Source organism: Fibrella aestuarina BUZ 2 (genome assembly GCF_000331105.1).
Classification (GTDB): Bacteria; Bacteroidota; Bacteroidia; order Cytophagales; family Spirosomataceae; genus Fibrella; species Fibrella aestuarina.
Genome location: NC_020054.1, coordinates 4,638,502 through 4,659,740, shown reverse-complemented (window position 1 = coordinate 4,659,740; position 21,239 = coordinate 4,638,502). Strand labels below are relative to the sequence as shown.

Sequence of the window (21,239 nt, the reverse complement as noted above, 5' to 3'; positions counted from 1 at the left end):
AAGATGGACTGAACTACGGCCTGCTTTTCGGGGAGGTGGGTTGCCCTACACAATTGCGCTGCAAGAAAAGGGCGCTAACCGGGTGAGGCGCTACGAAGGGCGTTTTGGGATAAAACCCAGGGTGCATTCTGATTGAGTCCCCCCGGTTCCCGCTATTTTTTGGCGCAGATCGGGCCGATGAGTCTGTCATCGGGAGCGAATAAGGGCAGGGGGAGGAACCGATGGCTCAACGAGCAGGCCGACACAGCTCGGGTATGGCTGTGGTTTGTATAGCTATGCTTTGTATGTTTGGAGTCGATCAGTCCAATAGTCAATAGCCAAAATACAAAACCCGGTATGTCGTCGAGGGATCGTTTTCCCAGCGCATACAGTCGGTAGAGGCCGTTGAAGACCGGACCACCACTTTTGAACGTACCCAATGGCCAACCTTCGCTTTTCCGCCCTCACTACCGCCCAGAATCGGCAGGCTATCCCGGTAGCGCCCCCCGCTGAGCGCATCGCTGATTACTACGGCATCTACACCTTCAATAAAGAAACCATGCGGACGTTGCTGTCGGCCGATGCCTACAAACGCATCACCGAGGCCATCGACAACAACGCCCGCATCGACCGCGACATTGCCGATGAGGTCGCTAACGCCATGCGGTCGTGGGCCCTCAGCAAAGGCGCGACTCACTACACCCACTGGTTTCAGCCGCTCACCGGCTCGACAGCCGAAAAACACGATTCGTTTTTCGACCTGGCCTCCGACGGCAAAGCTATCGAGAAGTTCAAGGGCTCAGCGCTCGTGCAGCAGGAACCCGACGCCTCGTCGTTTCCAAGCGGTGGGCTGCGCAACACCTTCGAGGCCCGCGGCTACACGGGCTGGGACCCGTCGTCGCCGGCTTTCCTGATGGACAACGGCGCGGGCGGCAAGACGCTCTGTATTCCGTCGGTGTTTATCTCGTACACCGGCGAGGCGCTCGACTACAAAACGCCGCTGCTCAAATCCTTGGCGGCGCTCGATAAAGCCGCCACCGCCGTCTGCCAGTATTTCGACCGCAACATCGACAAGGTGATCCCGACGCTGGGCGTGGAGCAGGAATATTTTCTGGTCGACAAAGCCCTCTATGTCGCCCGCCCCGATCTGGTCATGGCGGGCCGCACCGTGTTTGGCCATCAGCCGGCGCGGGGGCAGCAACTCGAAGACCATTATTTTGGCTCCATACCGCCGCGCGTCAACGCGTTTATGGTCGATTTTGAGTTTGAAGCGCTCAAACTGGGCATTCCGGTACGTACCCGGCACAACGAAGTGGCCCCCGGTCAGTTTGAAGTGGCCCCGACCTTCGAGGAGGTCAACCTCGCCATCGACCACAACGCGCTGTTGATGGACCTGATGGATAAAGTGGCCGAGAAACACAGTTTCAAGGTGTTGTTTCACGAAAAACCGTTTGCAGGCATCAACGGGTCGGGCAAGCACAACAACTGGGCACTGGCCACCGATACGGGCATTAACTTGCTGGCGCCCAGCAGTAAGCCCAAAGAAACGCTGCGGTTCATTACGTTTGTGGTCAACGTGGTCAAAGCCGTTCACGACCACGCCGATCTGCTCCGGGCAAGCATCGCCTCGGCGGGCAACGAGTACCGGCTGGGGGCCAATGAAGCCCCGCCCGCCATTATGTCGATTTTCTTGGGCGAAACGCTCACGAAGGCGCTGGAAGACCTCGACAACAAGTCGGAAATTGCGCTCAATAAAGGCGACAATGTCTATTACAAACTCGGGCTGAACCGCGTACCCGCCCTGATTCGTGACAATACCGATCGCAACCGGACGTCGCCCTTCGCCTTTACGGGCAACAAGTTCGAGTTCAGGGCCGTGGGTGGTGGGGCCAACTCCGCCTCGACCATGATCGTGCTCAACACCATCGTGGCCAACCAACTGGTGCAGTTCCGCAAAGACCTTGAGGCCCAGCTGGAGCAGTTCGACAAGAAAGAACTGGCTGTGGTGGAGGTGCTGAAGCAGTATTACCGCGCGTCGAAACGCATCTTGTTTGAAGGCAATGGATACTCGAACGATTGGGTCGCCGAGGCCGAAAAGCGCGGCCTTTCCAACATCCGCTCGACGCCCGAGGCGCTCAACGTCTACACCCAACCCGACTCGTTGGCCCTGTTTGAGCGGATGGGCATCATGAACCACGCTGAAGTGGAAGCCCGCTACGAGATCGAGCTGGAGAAGTACATCAAGAACGTGCAGATCGAGTCACGCGTGATGGGCGATCTGGCCATCAACCATGTGGTATCGACGGCGCTGAAATACATGAATCAACTCACCAGCACGGCCAAGTCGCTGGTCGATCTGGACATGGTCAACGAAGCCCAACCAGTGAAAGGCATCATCCGCGAACTGTCGAGCCGGGTCGTGACGATCAAGAAGAATGTGGAAGCGATGATCGACGCCCGCAAACGGGCCAACAACGTACCTGACACAACGGAAATGGCGCGGCTGTACGCGACGGAAGTCAAAGAGTATTTCGACGTCATCCGTTACGAGGTCGATAAACTCGAACTGCTCATCGACGACGAAGACTGGCCATTGGTCAAATACCGTGAGCTGCTGTTTGTTAAGTAGCCATATGGCTTTGGTTAGTAGGTAGTTACGCCCGGCCCTGTTAAGGTGTCGGGCGTTTTTTTGTCTAGCCCGCTCGAGAACGCGCGGTCAGTCAGTACCTGTATTGGAATTGGGTTGCTAATGTTTGCCGTCGCTGAAGCGCTGTTTATAAACGATCGAAAGGGTGCTAAGTAGATTTACTATAGAAAATAACTATTGCATTTCATGGTGACTTTTGGCTGGGTGTAAATGTCTATAGTGTCAGATAGTTTGTTGAGGATTTCTATTGAGTAATACACGTAGTTCCTTAGCGCACATATCGGTCTATCGCTTTCTTCAACTTAGCCAATACATACCACCATGCGCTTGTACGCTTACCTAATCGCTTGTAGTGCTATCTCACTTTCACTGACCAGTTGCCACGTAGAACCCACTGTTAACCCAACCGCCGCTTACGTAGGAACGTACGACTGCACGTTAGTCAACAAGACAGCCCGGCTAGCCGAAGCCAGTGAACAAGTTGAAACCAAGACCTATAGTGGCAAAATGACTGAAACCGGCGAGCGATCGCTGCAACTTAGCCTGACTACACAGCAGGGCAGCGGCGAACTTACATTCCCGCTGACGCTTGCCGGTGAATCGGTTATCATTCCCCAGTTTGAGATAGCGACCAGCTACACCACAGGAGGAATTACCACGTACCTGTCAAATTATTATTCAGGTAATGGCCGACTGGACAACAAAACCCTGTCTATCACCCTGAACTCCGCGAATTACAGCATCGTTGGGGCCAATGGGCACCAAACGCAGGTTAGCAACTCTGATGTAAGCTGTAACTGCGTCAAGAAGTAGAGCGACCGGTTTATACCTGAACCTGCGGCTTTTTCGGCATAGGAAAAATGGCGAAGCTGCAACGGATCGAGAAAACAACGCAGCATCCGGCCTTGTGTGGCGTTGGGCCACATAAGGCAAAATAGGGATCTAGCTACCGGCAACAATTTACAGTTAACTTGGCCCGATCCCGCACTGGTAGTGGAATGCCCTTAGCGGCTCCACGTAAAATCAGTGAATTTGCCGATTGTATTACCTGTAGATGAAATAGACTTTTGTTGAGTTATCAAACACTCAATGTATCGTTTATGAACAGCTACAAAACAGGCCTGATACGGATCGGCGCCTATCTTCTACTGGGCGGGATGCTCACTATCCCCGTCAGTTGCGACCGTCAGCAGGATGCGGCAGTCAAACCAAATGCATCGGTAGGCCGCAGTGGACGGCTCGATCAGGCTGGTTGCGGCGGCTTTACCAACGGCAAATTTCTGGGTACCTGGACGGTTACGGGCAGCCGGTTGCAGGTGTTGATCAACGGCAACAACCAATACGTCGCGCAGATCTTCGGCGATAACGAGTTCTATATCCGGGGCAAAGAATTTCTACGGCGGGGCGATATCGCCAACAAAGCCTACAGCGAAAGTCAGATCGAGTGCTTCGAGGGGGACCCCGGTGATGCGCAGGGATTCACCGTCAGCACGTTTCAGGCACCAGCCGGTTTTGAGCCGGGGCCGTCGGGCAATTCGTTTCGGGTGAGTTGTAGCCCCCGTTTCGGTTCGGGTGGAACGGTAGAATCGCGCGTTTACATCGCCAGCTGGCTTGGGCCCGATCCAGACGCCCTACTCGAGGCCCGTTATTTCGACAACAAATGGTGGGTTTGCCAGAACGTGACCAATGAAGCTGGCCAAGGTCGGGATGCCTTTATTGTTCGGGGCCGCAACATCCTGCTCCGCTCCGACGTGGGCTTTTTCGCCGATCCGTGGGACATCGGCCGCCGCTATTGCTTTGCCGCTGGCGACTCGGGAACCGACGGCCTGGAAAATCCAGCCGGCACGCCCACGCAACTCAACGGCTATACCCGCCTGTTCTTCAATGATGGTAGCCCGTACTTCCTGAAAAATCCGCAATAGCATCACCGCATTATGTTCTTTAGAAACCAGCTTCTCTTACGCGAAGCTGGTTTTTTCATTGATGAGCACAGCCGATTCTAGTTCACGTTCTACTTACTGAGTCGGAGACTATTTCGTACGGCTAGCGGGTGGCTCAAAATCACACCCTCAGTTACGGCTCTGTAGCAACACGGGTTCGACCTGATAACCACGCTCACGCAACAACACGATCAGCCCGGTTTTATAGAACAAGTGGGCCATTCCCACGGCAATCAGCGTAGGTTGCCTGGCGATCGTGGCGGTGATCTTGCCCAGCCAATTGCGGTTGCGCACGTTTAGGGGGACAAAATCGAAATAGGGTGATACCTGTTCGGGTTGGGGCTGCTGATCGAGCTTATAAGCAAACCGCATCTGCTTGTACCCAACGATGCTTTGTTGCACGCCAGCCTGGTGGTAGGGGTTCCAGTCGGGTTTGTCGCTGCCTTCGATATAAGCCAATGAACGAGCCAGGTATTGCCTGGCCTCATCGATCGTGGTCGAATCAAAGGCGGTGACGGCCACCCGATCCAGGCGATCGCCTTTCCGGCCCAACTGCCTGTACCGGTTGAACAGGTCCAGGTCCATGGTTTTGGTGGTACCGTTGGTTCCTGTGGTTTGAGACGCCAACGTCAACAGAATCGCATCACCAAGCTGCGCGACGGTCATGGTTTCGGCTTCGGCATTGCCAGTGATGCCTTCACCCACTCGGGCCACGAAGAAGGAATCCACCAGTTGATATTGGTTGCGGCTAAGCAAGGGCAACGCTTTCAACGGGTTCGCAACATCGGCTGACGGCAATCTTGTGGTATCAGTAGTATACGCCTCGGTTAGAATCGTCTCGGTATTGTCAATGACCTGTTGCACAGCCGGATACGCAAACAGCCAATCAGCATCGGACAGGTGCATGGTCCCCAATAGATAGGAGGGGCGCGGGCAGTCTTTACCGCTAATTTTCCAAAGAATCGTAGGGGTAATCGGCGAGGGCGTTTTGTTGCTTCGCTGGCCAAGCAACGGGTGAGCAAAGAACCAGATCGTAGCGAACAGCAGCAGACGGCGTAGATCGGGTGTGGCAGGCAAAGGCTGAGGAAATGTCATAAGCGCATTGACAACAGGACGCGATGGCAAATAAATCGAATCCTGATATAATCGAGACTATACGCAAGGAACTGATGAATTACTTCATCCGTGAGGAGACAAAGGCTAGCGACAATCAGGTCGACACAGCAATGGACGCGCATTGGAGGAACGAACCGTGGCGCGCTCGACCAAGGTCGCTGGTATAGTACAGGCCGATCGGGTACCAATACGTACCGATTGATGCTGGGGAATCGTTGGGTCGAGCCCATAGTCCGTCAGTTCAGGAAAACCTGCGTTTGGGTACGTCGTCTCTTTTGTCAACTTTGCTTTGTGACTGATCCACACCCGCGAACTGACCCCGGAGAACGTACCCCATCATGACCTACAAGCTGATTATCTTCGACTTCGACGGCACCCTGGCCGACTCATTTCCCTATTTCCTGCGGACGATGAATACGTTGGCCACGATGTACAGCTTCCCGACAATTGATACCACGGATGTGGATCGACTGCGGGGGCTGGATGCCCGACAGATGATGAAACGGGCTAATCTGCCAGCCTGGAAGGTGCCGCTTATTGCCCGCTCGTTTATTCAGCTGATGAAGCGTGATATTGACCAGATCCGGTTATTCGACGGTATACCTGAGCTATTACGAAACCTGGCGACTCAGGGGGTTAAGCTGGCTATTGTCAGCTCCAACAGCGAGGAAAACGTCCGGCAGGTGCTGGGACATGAAAGTGCCTCTCTGATCAGTTATTACGGATGTGGCACTTCGCTTTTTATGAAGCAGCACAAGTTTAAACGGGCTATGGCGAAGGCAAACGTGAAGCCTGAGGAAACGCTCTGTATCGGCGACGAAGTGCGGGATAAGGAAGCGGCCCAAAAAGCAGCGACGGCCTTCGGTGGTGTTGCCTGGGGATATACGCGCCCGGATGTGCTGGCCGCCCAACCCAATATGATGATGTTCTACTCGCCCGAAGCAATCGCAGAAGCGGTTCTGCAACATTGACGGAACGCATGACTCGACCGAACCCGACTACTCCAGCGAGAGTGTTGACATCGAGCAGGAGCGGGCGAGCCACTTGAGCGATACAGTCGACTACTACATCATCCGTCGCCAGAAGGTGGGGATCACCCGGGTGCTGGACGATTTTGATATCTCGTTCGTCTAAGCCCGAGCCACGTATAATTGTAAAATGGGAAAGCCCAGGCGCTGGCGCGATCGGCACGATCCGTCAGTACCTGGGCGTTCAGCTATTCGCCAAAAATGGAAATTGGCGATTGCCAAAATGCTAAAGGGCGGGGTCAACTCACAGAAAAGCGAGGCCCGGGAGGGGGGGGCTGTAATTGCCTGTCAGTCTGGTATTTCGCTGAGTGAAAAGGTGCAACTTCTTAAAAAGCGCCATTCGGGAGGAGTAATCTGCGAAAAATACAAACGTCAGCCTGTTCGCTTATTTGTACTTTTCTGCTAATTACTAGATAACTACCATTATGTAAAGGGAATTTTTCAGGAAATTGCCGAACAGTATTAAATCTGCTTTATCGAAATAATTTAATTTGTTGAGCCGGTTAGAGTAGTGGAAAGGCTCAATAGATTGACTGCTATCAAGTAGGGCATGATGAAAGGAATAGCTGGGATTGATACCAGATAAGAGCCGACTGTTAGGGGCATAAAGGAAATCTCAGGTAAAACGCTTAATAGAAAGCCCAACAGACTAACACCGATATAGATCCAGCAGGTTCGTGGCTTAAACCAACGAGTTGTTTTCAGAGAGGCACCGAAGGCAGCAGTGGCTAAGTAGGTCAATCCGACTTCAACTCCGCTTATCCAGGCAAACAGTTCTCTCAAAGGTAAATACCAGTCGGGTCTTTTATCCAAATTAGAAGCCTCAAAAATCCGGAAGGATTCCGTCAGAAAGCCACCCCAATATGTCATATTGAGCATAAATAGAGGCATGGCCAAAAAAATAATTACCAGCCCAAGTAACGAATAAACCTCCTCACCAGCTAGGTTTAGTCGGGCTCTTAAAAAGGTAAACCCAATGGTAATTAATACACCACTAAGCAGCAGAATAACATAGCGAACTTGCTGTTCGGCAGCCGTAGTTACCCAGCTTGCCGCCGTATTGGGTGGCGGCCCCATACCCGCAAAGACGGAGATAAATAGCCAAGGAGCTATCAGAAACAAGGAGCTAATTAGGAGATGGCTTCCACGCTCATTGGGGTTTTTGATGGCTTGTTTACTCAACGTCCGGGTAGCCCAGACCATCAAGCAGACATTAATGAGCCAAAGGGGGATGTACAGCTTATAACTGCTGTGTCCTAAGGCAAACCCGAGTATAGCTACGACAAATGGAACGAGCGTAAGGTAGTATTGACTGAGGTTCCTTACTTTCATTGAAAAGAAGTTATGTGTGAAAAATGGTCAGGTTTAATCAGAGAAGACTTTGTTGTATAAGTGGAAATATGTTAATCGGCTAGTCCAATCTACCATCTTCATAATGGTAATGCTCTTGGCTACCTGTCGTGAATCGCTGGATAAAAGTCGCCTTATTGTGCTCCTCCTTTTCTATGACAAAATAGCCCTTCTCGAGTGACCAATCATATACGCCTATATCAAGCGGATACAAAGTAAGCGTACCCGATAGCTGACGTTGATTAATCCAATCTTCTGCTGTTGCCTTGGTTAAAAACACACCACTGGAGAACCGGCCACCTTCGCCATGAAAGATCCAAACCCCATTTATACGATCCATTTTCTGTTGTATAATCTTGCCTTTGCTAATCTATGTCAGATGACCTTAGAAAATTCGTCTTCGACATTGGCTAGTACCTCACAGTCACAATAGCCACCGTATTGAGCCAACCAAGCTTTTGTTTGATCAACTGGTAAATGTCTTTCTTCTAAAAAAGCATCAGTGAGCGTTAGCGAATTATCACAACCTTTCTCTTGTAGTGCTAAATCTAAGTGGTCGAATAAATCCCTCAGATCAGTTTTAGAGACAGGCATCTGTGCAATCTTAGCTTCTTGTTCTTGGCTTTTGAAACCCTGCAAAATCCCCTTCTTTCTCTGCTTATCTTCTTTTGAAGCCATTTTAGTGTTGTATAATCAAACGTTGTGTCCGAAAGTCTTAACTTGACAACATATAACAAAAGTAACGAATTTAGCCGATTGCGTATATAATCCCTGACGTTACAAACATGCGATATTGGCAGTGCGTCTGTACAGTTGGACTTAACAAGCCTGTTTCACTACGGTTTGATCTAATATAAACGCCCGTTCTCTCTAGATCAGAAACAGTCATCTAACTACACACTCTGGCAAAAAGGCTTCAGGGTAAAGCTACCTCTGCACTAAAATAGATAGTGAAGGTGGGCAAAGCACTATCTTTTCATCAATTAAGCGACTTTCGATAGCTGCTGCCAGCTCACCAGCAGCTTCGACAGGCGCTGACGGCGTGGACGTACGTAGTGCTTCAGCCGTTTGGTGCTGGTCAGGCCCAACATCGTGGCTACGTCATCCGCCGCGATCAGCATCTCGTTTAGCGCCAGATCGGCAAACGTCTTGCGGGCAATCTTGGTGCTCAGGTTGTAGGGGAGCTCCACGTACAACGCGATGAACTTCAGCGTGTCATTGCGCTTCTGATTCGACTTGACTGGCAGGTTGGCAAGATCCGAACCGTAGCGCTGAAAGATGGCCACTGCTGGCTCCAGCAGCTTCATAAAGAACTCCTTGCCCGTTTTTCTTCGCTTGCCTGTCAGCCAGTGATCCCCCGCCTCATCAATTTCGATGGTGTAGGTTTTGGACGTATAATCGCAGTGGTGCATTCCGGTGAAGCAGTTGAAGGCGAAGGCATCCCGCTCCTCTTTCAACGCAGGCACCGACAGCGCGCTGATGCGCCCTTCATCCGCCAGTGCCTGGAAGTCGAAGTCGATCAACCGCTGCAACTCGTCGATGCTCAGATGAGTGATGTCAGGCTGTTCATCATAAGCCTCGACTACGTACTCGGCCAGCGGGTTTTTGGAGATGTAGCCTTTGGCCAGGCTCCACTTCATCACCTGCTTGACGAACTTCAAGTGCTTCTCAATGTGACCTCCGCCGAACTCTTCTACATCCGCCAGGTGCATCTCCAGATGCTCCATGAAGTCATCGTTGAGTGAGGTGGCTGGCAACTTGTCGCGTCTGTGATGAGCGAAGTAGTCAGCGATGTTGGCGGCATAGTTAGCCTGGATGTCCAGCGTAGCCTGGGTGATCTTGCCTAGCTTGTGGCGCTTAGACTGAGACTCTTGATGCAGTTGCGCCAGTTCGTTAAAGGGAAAGATGGTGCGCCGGTGCACAATGCCAGCCGTCGGGCCTCCGGCTTTGGCAGCGCGGTGCTGCAGGGCAAAAAAATTCTTGATCAGCGCGGCGGTCAGTTCATGCCCATCTCTTTCCAGATTCTCCACCAACGCATCGACGCGTTTGGTGAGCTTGGCCAACTTGGCGTTTTGCTCCTGGGCCCAGACGGACTTTCCCTTGAAGCACTGATTAGGTTGATCCCACTGCGATTTTTTACAATCGATGTGAGTGGAGCCGAGTTCGGCTCGTTCGGCGTTGTAGGTCAGTCGCATCTGGATCTGACCTGCGTCGGGTATTGTTTCGGATTTTCTAAACCAGAACAGGAGAGCCATTCGGTTAATATTGTACATAGGATAGACTAGATTGGGTAATCTAGTCTATCAGTTTGCTATACTAATGGTGAGTGCTATATATGATCCTACGAAACTTAAATATTGTTAACGTAGAAAAGGGCTTGCCGTAACCGCTAGGGGTTGCCGTAACCTCGGACGTAACCGGGTTAAATCGGCTTTGGCAGTTCAGATTTGCGGTACAAAAAGGCCCAAACGAAAAAACCACGCGGGTTTCGCGTGGTTTGGTCTCAATATCAACCTTCTAAAAAATGGCTCTTGCAGAGAGAGAGGAATTTTACCTTTCTGTTCTAAGTATGTGTTTATGACGATGTTAGCGAAGTGCGCTAACGGCCTGCCACCGAAAATGCCACCGAAACCCAAAAAATTAGGCCGTTTTCAAGCCTTTGTTTTTTGAGTTTAATTTTATAACGCGTGGTTCATCTTCCGTCATGGCGACAGGCCCGTTAAAAGACTTTTGCGCGAGTTGCCCCCCACCAGTCAAATAATCGATTGTCCGTTGCAGTCCGGCAATTTGGCTATCCTTTATTTCAACTTGCCGGGCAAACGATGCTTCAAGACGGTTAAGCGTCTCTTTCAAGTAGCTACTTGCCTCGACTTGCTCCGATTGCCTAACGGGTAGATCATAGAAATGCGTTACGTCAACATCTAGGAACGCGGCAATCTGAGCTAATCGCACTGCCGAAAATGTGTTGTTTTCTAGCATCTGTTCAAAGCCGTTAGCGGTCATACCTAGATGCAGGTATAAACTTTTCTTCGTTTTCCCTTGCTCCTTGAGCAATGAAATTACCTTGTCTCCAAATTTGTATTCCATTGACTTACAGAATTTTATGGTAATAATATAAGTTTATATAAAATTATTTTCTATATAAACTTGCATTGTCGATCTAGATTAATCTACATTTGTCCATCACCTCACGGAAACGTAACAAATATTGTTGCAATTAATGTAACAAATTTTGCGGCAAAAAGTGAGGCGTCCAATATATTTTTATTCATGTGTCTCATTTTTAACCGATTATTTATCTAACGCCTATGCCTAAAACTACCGTTCGAGCGCACTACGAGCATTTGAAACGGACTGACTATGAGAGCTACAAGAAATTTAACTCAGCGTTAGCAGGTGAAGACCTGTTAAGGTATTTCGAGCGGTCAGTTGTCAGTAAAGTTAGTAGCGTAACCCTGCTGACATTGCCTTCCTGGATTCGTACGTGCATGATTCAATATATGGGCTTCACCCATGAGCAGTTTGATTCTAACACCATGCCGGAGCTACCAGGCTTGCCCAAAGAAGCGGCTGTAATGGCCTAACAAAGTTGTCCTTTCGGCGCGGGCTTAACCGCCCACTTTTGCCCCCGACTTCATCAACAAATAAACATCCAACGACGAACCCGGAGAAACCAGGCCGCTACCAGTAAAGCGGAAACGTGAAAAACCGGGCCTACTGCAATAGGAGAGACCAGGCCGGGCGGTTGCAGCCGCCCGAACGCTTCGACAGCGAAGCACAACCCGGAGCCGCAAGGCTTCGGTATCAGGGAATAGCTCAGTTGGTAGAGCGTCGGGTTATCGCCCGAAGGTCAGCGGTTCGACTCCGTTTTCCCCGACTATGTGATAGTCACATAAAGGTTAAGGGTTTAGGAATAACGGCATTCCCCCGGCCACTTGAGCCGGGGGATATGTAAAAGCCCCCCTTTGTGTGGTCGTTGCAGCGCGTGGCCTCGCAAGTCGAAGGACGGTACAACCTTCGACGTATACACACTACCGTTAGTCGGAAAACTCGAAAAAACAGCCGTTTCGGCTGAGTGGAAAGCTATTGCCCTTGAAAACGGCTTTTTTTCGGCCAGTTTCCAGTTAACTTATTGTTAACCAGTAAGTTAGCCTAAGACTAACAGCAAAGTACTTCTTGAGTAACGCTGATTAACTCTTTGTATAACCGCTTATTCTAAGCAGTTATCCCCTAACTGAATAACTGAAACGCACCGCTTCGCGCATTTGGACGCGGCGGCAATTCCCAACCCCTCAAAAAATGGCATTCACGCAAACCAATAAACCCCGCTTCGTCGGCTGCAAGGAAACAAGTACCTACCGTTGGGAGCTTTACTTGACTAACGGCTACGTCTTCGACGGGTATAGTGCTAATGTGGGCATGGCTGAAAAGCAGGATAAGCAGGCACTTTTACAAGACTGTATTAGCCGACTGTTGAATAACGGCTACTTAGATAAGTGCTATCAAATGCAGTTCTTTAAGCGCACATTCTTGCACCGCTCGAAGGATATTTTGATTCTGGAATTGTTCGCAGATACCTACAAGCTGTATGATGAATTAACGCTTGATCTGCAAACGGCAAACTTCTTAGATCGGGTTTACGGTGCCCGTAAGACCGAAACCGGCTTAGATTACGCCAAACTCTTACCACCCCGGCCAACGGGCAAATTCCGGGAAGTGGAACGGGTAGACTTCGAGTTTACCAAAGAGAAATTCCCGACGCTGCAACACCTAATCGAGTACTGTAAAACGGTACTACTGGCAGAGCCAAAGAGCTACAGCCGGACGCGGGTAGAAGCCTGGTATCACAAATGCCGCCACTACTACAACGCCAACCAATCGCAGCCCCAAACATCGCCCATTGTGCGCCCGGCTTCGGCCATTGTCGCCGACTTGCCGCCGATGGATGCCGATAACGCGCAAATGGTGAAAAACGCCCAAAACGCCGTAGCGGCTTTACAGGGAAAACTAAACATTACGCCCAACATGCGGCGGCAATAATGCACAAAGTAACGCTGTCGGTTTACCGCGATGAGTTCTTAGCGTTGCTGGCCTGGATTCCTTCGCCCGACCTATACAGCTTACGCGAAGCAACCACCGAAACGGTAAGCCGACTAATCCTAATTGAGTGGCGCGGGCGAATAACCCCTTACATGGCCCAAACGTGGCGACTACGGCCCAATAATAAGCCCTTCAAAGTAAACATACCCTTAGCCGCTGCAATGGCCCTACGCGACGAATTAAACGAAGCGTCTATCGGGTACGAGCTTCTAAGCCTGCTGGCGAAGCTCGACAACACACTTACTAATCTTTCCCCTCACAAAAAAACCATTTTCCTGCAATGAAAACCCTATGTCTTGCCCCCCTCGTGGGTATTGCTTCGGTGCTGGCTGGCTTGCTTATTTCCCTTGCTTTTATTGGGATAAGCCTGTTTATCGTGCTCATTCTGGCACCCATTGAGTTTACCAAAATCCTGGCGGCGTCATTTGCTAAAAAGGCCGCTCAGCAATGAATACAAGCCGCACAGAGAAAGAAAAAAAGGCCGACTTTCTAAACCAGTTTGCCTTATTTATTCTGTCCGATAGCCCCCTTAAATCGAACCTACACAAGTACGCCGAAGGGCAAAGGGGCAAGCTGTTGGCGCAACTGACGCCGGAGCAACGAAGCATCTATTTGAAGGCTAAACAAATCTTGGTTAGCCTGGCCGACAAACTAGCCAAAGCGAACGACGTAGACCGAATAGCGAAGGTGTTAAGCGTGGTTCAAAGCATCGGCGAAGGCGACGTTTGGGAGTACGCAAACCCGAACGACGAAGCGATTAGCAAGGGTGTAAAAGACCTGCTGTTTGAAGAATGTAACTTAATTCTTGATAATGACACAACGGCCCGGCTTATTTCGATAGTTCGCGGCGTGAACCCTGTTTAAATCAATGGAAGCGATCAAATACTAAGCTACACGGTAGTCTTAATATGGCCTTAAATCGAGCAAAACAGACCGGTGCAATTTCACACGACACCGAAAAGACTACCCGGTTAGCGATTGAGAAAGTTTGCGATGCCGCCGAAATGCTTGCCGCTGAAAATGCCCAACTAAAGCGGGAGTAAACCCAGTATCAACAACCTAAACTTTTCTAAGCCATGCCGAAGAATGTAATTCTTCAAACGATTCTAGGTTTTCTAAGCGAAATACGTAAGCGACTGCCCAAAAGCGGGATCAAGAACGGTCCTTTATATTCGGCATGTGCCGAAGCTTTCAACTATGGACACAAAGGTATTTTAGAGTACAGGATTTGCGTAATACCACCAATAAGTACAATGTATGGAAAATGACAGGAAATTATTTATTTTTTGAGATTTTTCGAACTTAGACTGTCTGATCTGGAATTATGGTGGCTGTTCCTTTTTATGGTTTTGACCTTTTTGATTTTGATTATGGTTTTTTTTAATAAATCATTTTGCTCATCTGATAATCCTTTTATTTTATAAAGTTTTTCTAGTTTGGCTAGGTGATAGTTTAAAATTGACACAGACTTATTGGGACTATTTGTGTATTTTTGTGCTTGTTCAGCACTATATAATATCTCAGTTTCTAATTTTTGCTTTTCAATTTCAGAATTGAGTAATGAATCTGAAATAGTCTTGTTGTCTATTTGACGAATAGTGTCAGCACTATTATATTTGATAGAGTCATCCTTTCTAATATTTTTATTGGTTTTATCAATACTTTTATTTTTACTTTCAGAAGTACTTGGAAAATTATCCAATACTTTTAAAAGTAAGTATGCAGTTATAAAGCTTATAACTGCCACTATTATAAATGAAACTAATGACTTTCTCATTCTTTCTTTTTGAAGAATTTTGATAAGAACTTGATGAAATCTGTTACAAAATTAGAAAAAACTGAAACAATTATGGACAAAACGGTAGCAATACTGAATAATTCTTTACTTGTAATGTCAATGTAACCTGATAAATAAGAACATAGCCCAATAAATAAGCCCAATATTATTCCTGTTATAGTACTTTTGCTCAGGTTATATTTTTGAGTAAGATTATCAATGAAATCTTTGTAATCGTTTGTTGAATCTAAACTTCTACTTACTGTGTAAATTTTGCTAATTTTATCGTATGCTTTTTGCAATGATTCCTTTCTGCTATTTATATTTATGTTTCTTAGTATCTCAGTGTCATCAACTAGAATTTTATCGTACATTGAGAAAGGAGAAAAGGTTTTAAAGATAAGCGGTAATACATCTACCAAAACGAAGGCGATCATCAATAGTAATTCAGTTATGCCAACTATTGCATACTCTTTTTTTAGCTGAGATAATGTAATTTCTCTTTTTAAGAAATCGAAACTGACGTTGTTTGATATTTCGGATTTGGACTTTTCTTTTTCTCTTCGAAATTCATCTAATCTTAATGTTATATATTCCTTTTCCTTATTTATTTCATTATCTAATTTGTCGATGATGTTTTTTATTTCTCTAGTTCTTGGAAATTTCCCGTTAATATTTGGAATGCCTGAAGAACTACCACATGGAAGATTTAGTTTATTTCCGCTCTGCTCCGCAGTGAGTAACCTTTCATTACATCTCTTTATTGATATTAATGTGTCGAGTTTGATAGTTAATAGTTTATAATTATCTTGAAATTTTAATTCTTCGGCAAATCTCGTATTATTAGTATCTCTAATAATTCTTTCTTTTATGCTGCTGTCAAAATATAATAATACAATTGGGTGTGAAATTACGATACCGAGTATGAGCGCGAATAAAATTCTTATATATAACGTGATGTTTTTAAACTCATGAGAATTGTATTGCTGTTTTTTATGGGTTGATACAATGAACCTATCAAATGCAAAAATAATTGCCCCCCAAACTAATCCTCCAAAAATGTATAGAAATGGATTTGAGTTTATCTTATCTATTGTTGACAATGCATATGACATTGATATAAAACCTAGCAATGCTGGGATAATAACTAATGTTCCCATACCAATATGTTTTGTTCTGACCGCATTTTCACACTTTGACAATACATTAGTGTCTGTTCCCGCACACCAAACAAAAAAATCTCCAACCATGTTCTTTATCAGATTATATCATATTGCAATATGATATAATCTGATAAAGAACTTTATGTTAACTGTTATCGAATTTATTAAACGGTTAGATTAGTTTTTTTGACATGATCTGATTTAACCGATTTTGTGGCACGTTTAGCAAACATGTAATACAATACAACTGAGTTAACACAGTAAACGGATTTTTTATACCTACCTGTTCTATATAAATAGTATAGATATTGTGATTGCGAGCTATATTATTTGACATAGCAGTAGGATAGCTATAAAAATAAATTGAGTTTGTTGATAACTGGTTCGGTTGACGGCGCAACATTTTCATGATATATGATAAGTTTTAAATGATAGTTATATAATATGTTAATAATATTTTTAAACGCTTTATTTCACTTTCGGGAGTATGGTAGAATGAACAAAGTATCTCCAACTCTTCGAGTGTGGGAAAGGCTAGGCCTTCTTCAATATCAGTAAGTCGGGACCATGTAGAGCCGATTTCATATGACACCAAAGCTTTAAGCCGTGTCCCTCTGGCTGCTTTGAGTAAGTCGCCAAATTCCCTCATTCGTGTATCTATTGGCATAGGTAACATTAGTCAGAGCTACTAACTATGATTGGTTTGTAAATATAGAATTGTCCTTTCGGCCCGCTGTATGAGGGGGGAATTTTGAGCCGTTCTAACGCTCATAAACGGCCACATGCACTATGTAAACTTATTGCTTTCGTTTCTCAAAGGCTCAAGCTCTGAGGCCGTAGGGACATCCAAAATCTACTTCGCGAAGTCGTTGTCGCGGTGATAACGGCTACCCTAACGTACCTGTTTGTGGATCTGCTGACGCCCACCGAACCGACGCCGATAGAAGGCTTTCGGGACTTACTCAGCACGGCCCTTGTCAACCAGCGCGAAGCCGACAGCCTACGGGCGTCGGTAGCCCTTCGGGCCAAAGATCAAACGATTGACTCACTGAAAACCATTATCCGAAACCATGCGGAAAAAGATTCTATGCGGGCTAATGCCCATTTGTCTACTGTTGATGCTATGCACAAGATCAACAGCGCAATCAAGGCCGGGCGCGGTAACTGATAGCCTAAACATCGTAGCCGACTACGTAGCTAACGCCCGGCCCTTGCTCGACAGCCTTACGGCCTTGCACTTTCGCCGGTTAGAAGTTTCGAGCCTGACCCGCGATCTACAGAAAGCAAACGACCACATAGACCGGCTGGCCGTTCGGTTGGCCCAATGCCGGGAAGGGGCAACGCCCTTAGCCTTTGATGCCTTCGAGGCAAAGGATAGGGCCGGGCTGGAAACCAACCGGCGTAGGCGTTGGCAGGCCGTTACGATCCTGACCGGCGCGGGCCTGGTTTACTACGTCGGCTACCGGAGCTACAAAACCCTTTCCCTTCGCTGGATTTGGACGTTCTAATCGGGCCGCGTAGGCTGTCCTTTGCGCCGGGCACGTAGGCGGGAATTTTGAGCCATGCAAACGATAACCAAACGGGCCGTATTCGCTGAGATTCACCAAACCGTACGGGAAGGCGGGCAGGTTCACGAATTCGCCCTTACCTACGTCAAAGCTGACGGAACGATAGGCCATAAAGCCCGATGCCGTAAGACAACCAAACGAAGCCCCGGCGCTTCGGGCTACCGGGGCAACGTGAACACTAACCACGTTTTGTTACTCGAAGATGCCGACAGCGACCAACCGTTTAACCTGGCTATCGACAGAATCACTCACTACAACGGCCTACGTATTAACCACCTGAGCTAATGGCAGAAATCATTGAGGGAACCGACGCAAGCGACGTACCCGACGTTTTGATTTTGGGTAACTCCTTTCTAGTCCAAGCGTCCGACATCGGCGTAGTGGTGCATTTGGTCGGTAATCGTATTGAACCAGGCCGAAGGCATCAACTTCGAGCTTAACGGCGAGAAAGGGCCAAAAACCGTAGTCGTTTCGGATAAAATGAACGTCGCCGACGCCGAATACATTGCCGAGCATTACCCCGGCGTTTACGTCGAAGTCGTAGAGATCGAAGACAAACCCGGAAAGCCCGGCAAGGCCGAATAGGCCAAATAAAATTCTGTTAAACGAGCTGCCTGGCTCCACGAAAACCAAATAAGATTCTGTTATGACAACCGCACAACTCCGGGCTAAGTATCAACTAGCCGAAATGAACCACAAAAGCCAGCAAAGCGAGCAATCACAAAGCGAGCTTGATGCAGCAAAGGCCGCTTACCAGGCCGCCGAAGATGCCGAAGGCGACGAAGCAGGCGACGCCACCGGCAAAGCAAAAACCGGCAAGGCCAAAACCAGCAACGACGACGCGAAGGATAACGACGACGACCAAAAAAAAGCACGGAGTAAACCCGGCAACGGTAACGGCTGACCGAAAAGAGCGGCTTGCTGTTGAGTCTGACCGGCTCAACACGCAAGCCGCTCTTTTGTCTAATACGCTGGCCGATTTTGCCCCCGGCGACCTAGCAGGCCGGAAAGCCGTAGTTGATGAGCTTACGACGATCCGGGCCAACTGGAAAGCCGTACGGCACGAGATCGAAACGGGCGAAGCCCCCAAACAGGCCACCGACGCCCCGAAGCCGACCGAAATACGGCTAGGCATGAGCGAAGCCCAAGTCAAAGCAGAAATTCAAAAGAACCAGGTTAACCTTTCCAAGCTCCGGCGCAAGCTCGAAGACAAGCCCGGCGACAAAAAGGCCGGAGCCTGGGAAGCCGACGTAGCCCGGCTAACGGCCCTAATCAACGACTACCGGGCCGAACTGGTACGAATTCAATACGAGTAACCCGGCGCGGCATTTACGGGCGTAAATCGCCGGATTTGCGCCCAAAACCTTCCTTCATCAAACCACATGCGACAGAATAACAAGTACCTGCAAAAAGTAGCCGACGAATTGACCGTTTACCAGCGGTATCTAATCGATGAAACGATAGAGCTAACCCCGACACAGTTCGACACCTTCGACAAGATCGACACGGCGCGGGCCTGGCTCCGGGAAGGCTATAGCGATAGTCAGGTATTGACCATGCTCAAGCAAAGCAAGCATTTGGCCGACCGCCGAAGCCGCGAAATTTTGGTCATGGCCTACGCCACCTTCGCCGAGCTTCGGCAGTCCAAGGACAAAGACGGGGTTAAGTTTCTGTATTCCGAGCTATTCCGCAAAGCGGCAATGGAAGCCCTGCAAGCGGGCGAATTCGTGGCGTTCCAAATGCTATTGAAAGAAGCCGCTAAGATCGACGGAGCCTATAAAGACGACGCCGAAGTGAAAACTGACGAATACAAGAAGCCGACCAAAATTAAGTTGGTCGTCAAGGCGACGCCCGAAAAACGGGCGGTGCAAGATGTCGGCTACGAAGTGATAAAAAGCGAGTAAAAAACCGACTTTCCCAAAAAAACACTATGCCCGAAAATTTAGCGGCTCTGGAAAATGCCGCAGAAATCGAAATCGAAGTCAACGAAAAACAGGCGGTCTTTTTGGCCGCTGTTACGACCCATCATTACAAGATAGCGGCCATGATCGGCGGGCGCGGCGGGGGCAAGTCGGTTACAATGGCTGATTACCTCATGTACGCAATGGAAGACCTACCCAAAGCGCGGTGTGGGTGGGGCGTTAAGACCGTCAAAAAAGGCAAGGCCAAATTAACCGCAGGCTTAAAAGCCCGTTGGAAAAAATGGGGTCTAACCGAATACGACTTTAAAACCTGCGTCGGCTGTTTTGTACTTTGGCGCGAGCCGCCCCCGCACTTCGAGCGGCCCCATGAAAGCCCCGACAATTGGGAAAATGTAATCAGCTTTCCCAATGGCTTCGTGATCGAAATGGAAGGCTTTTTGTTGGGCGGCGACGAAAACCGGGGCAGTAACTACGATCTGTACATTATTGACGAAGGCTTGAATTTTCGGGAAGCCTGGCTTAAGGTCGTCTTGCCGACGCTCCGGGCCAACGTGGGTAAGTACGATTCGGCCTTACACCATACGTTAGCGGTCTTTTCGTCGCCACCCTGGACACCCGACGCGGCTTGGTTGCATTCGGTCGAAGAATGGGCGAAGCAAGAGCCTGGTAACTACTTCTACCTGGAAATAATGACGCGGGACAACATGGCCTTTTTGCCTGCTGATTACATCGACACCCTTAGAAAGTCGCTGCAAAAATTGGTGTTTGAAGTCGAAGTCGAAGGCAAGCGAATAAGCCGACTGGCAAACGGTTTTTACCCCTCGTTTCAGCACGAGCGGCACGTTGTCAGCGATGAGCACGAGACCGAAGATTTTACCGTTTACAAGGGTAAGGCGTTCTATGATCGGGGCGCGGCTATTGATTTAAGTATCGACTTCAACGCCCACTTTACCAGCCTTACGGCCTGGCAGGTACAAGGCCGGGAAGCCCGCAACATCGACGGGCTACACGTAAAGGAGACCGACCCCGGCTTCACGATGTCGGAAACGTTGGCCCATAAATTCGCCACCGAATACGCCGGGCACGGCAACAAAACCGTAACGCTGGTAGGCGACCGCAACGGGGCCAATAAATCGGCAGGCTCTACAAAAAGCATGTTCCAACAGTTTGCCGACGTGCTCAAGGCGGCAGGCTGGAAAGTGCGTACCAGCCCGCTTAAGACCAACCCCGGCCACTACGACAAGTACGTTAAGATCAACGACATACTCAGCGGTAAGGATGCAAGGTATGTGCTGTTGTTCGATGGTATACGGTGTAAGTCGGTTATCATATCGATAACGTCTTCACCTGTTACGCGGGGCTTCGAGAAAGATAAGAGCAGCGAAAGTAGCAGCATGGAGCAAGAGCGGGCGACGCACTACAGCGACACGGTAGACTACTACGTACTTTGGCTGTTGAAGGGCGGCAGGCAGGAAAGCGCGGGGGATTTTGATATTCAAATGATGTAGCCCCCCGGTTCATATATTCGGAAAAAATGGAAAGTGCGACTTTCCAAGATGCTAAAGGGCGGGGTCAGGAGAGTAAAATACGGTCTGAAAAGGGGGAGTACAGGGTGTAAATGTTTGATAGCCAAAATGTTGCACTTAAAA

At 48.8% G+C, this 21,239-nt stretch carries 25 protein-coding genes and 1 tRNA gene; 18 read left to right on the top strand and 8 right to left on the bottom strand.

The window, feature by feature from the left end; translation table 11 throughout:
• Positions 1–418 precede the first annotated feature (418 nt).
• From FAES_RS19155 to FAES_RS19145, 3 genes are all read left to right on the top strand, one after another.
• Positions 419–2,608 (top strand): glutamine synthetase III family protein, encoded by a 2,190-nt coding sequence (locus FAES_RS19155; RefSeq protein ID WP_015332870.1) that lies wholly within the window; start codon positions 419–421, stop codon positions 2,606–2,608.
• A 339-nt stretch (positions 2,609–2,947) separates the two neighbouring features.
• Entirely contained in the window at positions 2,948–3,439 is a 492-nt protein-coding gene (locus FAES_RS30145) for a hypothetical protein (RefSeq protein ID WP_015332869.1), read from the top strand.
• A gap of 287 nt (positions 3,440–3,726) precedes the next feature.
• Positions 3,727–4,548 carry a hypothetical protein gene (locus tag FAES_RS19145; RefSeq protein WP_041258138.1) on the top strand — a complete coding sequence of 274 codons (822 nt, stop codon included), beginning with the start codon at positions 3,727–3,729 and terminating at the stop codon, positions 4,546–4,548.
• Between the two features lie 147 nt (positions 4,549–4,695).
• Here FAES_RS19145 and FAES_RS19140 read toward each other — a convergent pair whose 3' ends face one another.
• On the bottom strand, positions 4,696–5,661 hold the full coding sequence (locus FAES_RS19140) for a TraB/GumN family protein (protein ID WP_015332867.1): 966 nt from the start codon (positions 5,659–5,661) through the stop codon (positions 4,696–4,698).
• 359 nt (positions 5,662–6,020) lie between these two features.
• On the opposite strand from FAES_RS19140, the gene FAES_RS19135 reads away from it, so the two are divergent.
• Positions 6,021–6,653: an HAD hydrolase-like protein gene (locus FAES_RS19135; RefSeq protein WP_015332866.1), complete on the top strand. Its 633-nt coding sequence runs from the start codon at positions 6,021–6,023 to the stop codon at positions 6,651–6,653.
• Between the two features lie 543 nt (positions 6,654–7,196).
• On the opposite strand, the gene FAES_RS19130 is transcribed toward FAES_RS19135, so the two are convergent.
• The 5 genes from FAES_RS19130 to FAES_RS19110 form a co-directional block, all read right to left on the bottom strand.
• Positions 7,197–8,042 carry a hypothetical protein gene (locus tag FAES_RS19130; RefSeq protein WP_041258137.1) on the bottom strand — a complete coding sequence of 282 codons (846 nt, stop codon included), beginning with the start codon at positions 8,040–8,042 and terminating at the stop codon, positions 7,197–7,199.
• A 79-nt stretch (positions 8,043–8,121) separates the two neighbouring features.
• Positions 8,122–8,400, bottom strand: coding sequence for a DUF7710 domain-containing protein (locus FAES_RS19125; protein WP_041258136.1), 279 nt, complete (start codon positions 8,398–8,400; stop codon positions 8,122–8,124).
• A gap of 35 nt (positions 8,401–8,435) precedes the next feature.
• Complete coding sequence (locus FAES_RS19120; RefSeq protein ID WP_041258134.1) at positions 8,436–8,738, bottom strand: DUF2695 domain-containing protein; 303 nt, start codon at positions 8,736–8,738, stop codon at positions 8,436–8,438.
• Positions 8,739–9,043: 305 nt separating this feature from the next.
• Positions 9,044–10,315 carry a site-specific integrase gene (locus FAES_RS19115; RefSeq protein WP_148289406.1) on the bottom strand — a complete coding sequence of 424 codons (1,272 nt, stop codon included), beginning with the start codon at positions 10,313–10,315 and terminating at the stop codon, positions 9,044–9,046.
• A gap of 385 nt (positions 10,316–10,700) precedes the next feature.
• Complete coding sequence (locus FAES_RS19110; RefSeq protein ID WP_041258132.1) at positions 10,701–11,147, bottom strand: hypothetical protein; 447 nt, start codon at positions 11,145–11,147, stop codon at positions 10,701–10,703.
• A gap of 221 nt (positions 11,148–11,368) precedes the next feature.
• Here FAES_RS19110 and FAES_RS19105 point away from each other — a divergent pair, with 221 nt between their 5' ends.
• The 6 genes from FAES_RS19105 to FAES_RS19085 all read left to right on the top strand — a co-directional run bounded on the left by FAES_RS19105 (position 11,369) and on the right by FAES_RS19085 (position 14,024).
• Entirely contained in the window at positions 11,369–11,644 is a 276-nt protein-coding gene (locus tag FAES_RS19105; protein ID WP_041258130.1) for a hypothetical protein, read from the top strand.
• Positions 11,645–11,865: 221 nt separating this feature from the next.
• A tRNA-OTHER gene (locus FAES_RS19100) sits at positions 11,866–11,937 on the top strand.
• A gap of 653 nt (positions 11,938–12,590) precedes the next feature.
• Positions 12,591–13,100, top strand: coding sequence for a hypothetical protein (locus FAES_RS19095; RefSeq protein WP_148289405.1), 510 nt, complete (start codon positions 12,591–12,593; stop codon positions 13,098–13,100).
• Positions 13,100–13,444, top strand: a complete 345-nt coding sequence (locus FAES_RS19090; protein ID WP_015332862.1) for a hypothetical protein — start codon at positions 13,100–13,102, stop codon at positions 13,442–13,444. The genes FAES_RS19095 and FAES_RS19090 overlap by 1 nt, the downstream gene beginning before the upstream one ends.
• Positions 13,441–13,611, top strand: coding sequence for a hypothetical protein (locus FAES_RS30425; protein WP_015332861.1), 171 nt, complete (start codon positions 13,441–13,443; stop codon positions 13,609–13,611). The genes FAES_RS19090 and FAES_RS30425 overlap by 4 nt, the downstream gene beginning before the upstream one ends.
• A complete protein-coding gene (locus tag FAES_RS19085) occupies positions 13,608–14,024 on the top strand; it encodes a hypothetical protein (RefSeq protein WP_015332860.1) in 417 nt (138 codons plus the stop codon). The genes FAES_RS30425 and FAES_RS19085 overlap by 4 nt, the downstream gene beginning before the upstream one ends.
• Before the next feature lie 415 nt (positions 14,025–14,439).
• On the opposite strand, the gene FAES_RS19080 is transcribed toward FAES_RS19085, so the two are convergent.
• Together FAES_RS19080 and FAES_RS19075 are read right to left on the bottom strand one after the other, a co-directional pair.
• A complete protein-coding gene (locus FAES_RS19080; RefSeq protein ID WP_041258128.1) occupies positions 14,440–14,937 on the bottom strand; it encodes a hypothetical protein in 498 nt (165 codons plus the stop codon).
• The gene (locus tag FAES_RS19075; RefSeq protein ID WP_015332859.1) at positions 14,934–16,187 is read right to left on the bottom strand and encodes a DUF4407 domain-containing protein; all 1,254 of its coding nucleotides are present in this window, start codon (positions 16,185–16,187) and stop codon (positions 14,934–14,936) included. The genes FAES_RS19080 and FAES_RS19075 overlap by 4 nt, the downstream gene beginning before the upstream one ends.
• 790 nt (positions 16,188–16,977) lie before the next feature.
• Between FAES_RS19075 and FAES_RS19070 the strand changes: the two genes are divergently transcribed.
• From FAES_RS19070 to FAES_RS19035, 8 genes are all read left to right on the top strand, one after another.
• Entirely contained in the window at positions 16,978–17,268 is a 291-nt protein-coding gene (locus FAES_RS19070) for a hypothetical protein (protein WP_041258125.1), read from the top strand.
• A gap of 43 nt (positions 17,269–17,311) precedes the next feature.
• Entirely contained in the window at positions 17,312–17,608 is a 297-nt protein-coding gene (locus tag FAES_RS19065) for a hypothetical protein (protein WP_041258124.1), read from the top strand.
• 54 nt (positions 17,609–17,662) lie between these two features.
• Positions 17,663–17,953 (top strand): hypothetical protein, encoded by a 291-nt coding sequence (locus tag FAES_RS19060; protein WP_015332857.1) that lies wholly within the window; start codon positions 17,663–17,665, stop codon positions 17,951–17,953.
• Between the two features lie 120 nt (positions 17,954–18,073).
• Positions 18,074–18,253: a hypothetical protein gene (locus FAES_RS19055; RefSeq protein WP_015332856.1), complete on the top strand. Its 180-nt coding sequence runs from the start codon at positions 18,074–18,076 to the stop codon at positions 18,251–18,253.
• Between the two features lie 61 nt (positions 18,254–18,314).
• Positions 18,315–18,572, top strand: coding sequence for a hypothetical protein (locus tag FAES_RS19050; protein WP_041258122.1), 258 nt, complete (start codon positions 18,315–18,317; stop codon positions 18,570–18,572).
• A 55-nt stretch (positions 18,573–18,627) separates the two neighbouring features.
• Positions 18,628–18,984, top strand: coding sequence for a hypothetical protein (locus FAES_RS19045; RefSeq protein ID WP_041258120.1), 357 nt, complete (start codon positions 18,628–18,630; stop codon positions 18,982–18,984).
• A gap of 66 nt (positions 18,985–19,050) precedes the next feature.
• On the top strand, positions 19,051–19,572 hold the full coding sequence (locus FAES_RS19040; protein WP_015332854.1) for a hypothetical protein: 522 nt from the start codon (positions 19,051–19,053) through the stop codon (positions 19,570–19,572).
• 26 nt (positions 19,573–19,598) lie between these two features.
• Positions 19,599–21,098 (top strand): terminase large subunit domain-containing protein, encoded by a 1,500-nt coding sequence (locus FAES_RS19035; protein ID WP_015332853.1) that lies wholly within the window; start codon positions 19,599–19,601, stop codon positions 21,096–21,098.
• The last annotated feature ends 141 nt before the right edge of the window (positions 21,099–21,239 follow it).

Bases quoted from the DNA above. Each gene is read 5' to 3' on its own strand.
- FAES_RS19155 (WP_015332870.1), top strand. From the start codon at position 419: ATGGCCAACCTTCGCTTTTCCGCCCTCACTACCGCCCAGAATCGGCAG.
- FAES_RS30145 (WP_015332869.1), top strand. From the start codon at position 2,948: ATGCGCTTGTACGCTTACCTAATCGCTTGTAGTGCTATCTCACTTTCA.
- FAES_RS19145 (WP_041258138.1), top strand. From the start codon at position 3,727: ATGAACAGCTACAAAACAGGCCTGATACGGATCGGCGCCTATCTTCTA.
- FAES_RS19140 (WP_015332867.1), bottom strand. From the start codon at position 5,661: ATGACATTTCCTCAGCCTTTGCCTGCCACACCCGATCTACGCCGTCTG.
- FAES_RS19135 (WP_015332866.1), top strand. From the start codon at position 6,021: ATGACCTACAAGCTGATTATCTTCGACTTCGACGGCACCCTGGCCGAC.
- FAES_RS19130 (WP_041258137.1), bottom strand. From the start codon at position 8,042: ATGAAAGTAAGGAACCTCAGTCAATACTACCTTACGCTCGTTCCATTT.
- FAES_RS19125 (WP_041258136.1), bottom strand. From the start codon at position 8,400: ATGGATCGTATAAATGGGGTTTGGATCTTTCATGGCGAAGGTGGCCGG.
- FAES_RS19120 (WP_041258134.1), bottom strand. From the start codon at position 8,738: ATGGCTTCAAAAGAAGATAAGCAGAGAAAGAAGGGGATTTTGCAGGGT.
- FAES_RS19115 (WP_148289406.1), bottom strand. From the start codon at position 10,315: ATGGCTCTCCTGTTCTGGTTTAGAAAATCCGAAACAATACCCGACGCA.
- FAES_RS19110 (WP_041258132.1), bottom strand. From the start codon at position 11,147: ATGGAATACAAATTTGGAGACAAGGTAATTTCATTGCTCAAGGAGCAA.
- FAES_RS19105 (WP_041258130.1), top strand. From the start codon at position 11,369: ATGCCTAAAACTACCGTTCGAGCGCACTACGAGCATTTGAAACGGACT.
- FAES_RS19090 (WP_015332862.1), top strand. From the start codon at position 13,100: ATGCACAAAGTAACGCTGTCGGTTTACCGCGATGAGTTCTTAGCGTTG.
- FAES_RS30425 (WP_015332861.1), top strand. From the start codon at position 13,441: ATGAAAACCCTATGTCTTGCCCCCCTCGTGGGTATTGCTTCGGTGCTG.
- FAES_RS19085 (WP_015332860.1), top strand. From the start codon at position 13,608: ATGAATACAAGCCGCACAGAGAAAGAAAAAAAGGCCGACTTTCTAAAC.
- FAES_RS19080 (WP_041258128.1), bottom strand. From the start codon at position 14,937: ATGAGAAAGTCATTAGTTTCATTTATAATAGTGGCAGTTATAAGCTTT.
- FAES_RS19075 (WP_015332859.1), bottom strand. From the start codon at position 16,187: ATGGTTGGAGATTTTTTTGTTTGGTGTGCGGGAACAGACACTAATGTA.
- FAES_RS19060 (WP_015332857.1), top strand. From the start codon at position 17,663: ATGCAAACGATAACCAAACGGGCCGTATTCGCTGAGATTCACCAAACC.
- FAES_RS19050 (WP_041258122.1), top strand. From the start codon at position 18,315: ATGACAACCGCACAACTCCGGGCTAAGTATCAACTAGCCGAAATGAAC.
- FAES_RS19040 (WP_015332854.1), top strand. From the start codon at position 19,051: ATGCGACAGAATAACAAGTACCTGCAAAAAGTAGCCGACGAATTGACC.
- FAES_RS19035 (WP_015332853.1), top strand. From the start codon at position 19,599: ATGCCCGAAAATTTAGCGGCTCTGGAAAATGCCGCAGAAATCGAAATC.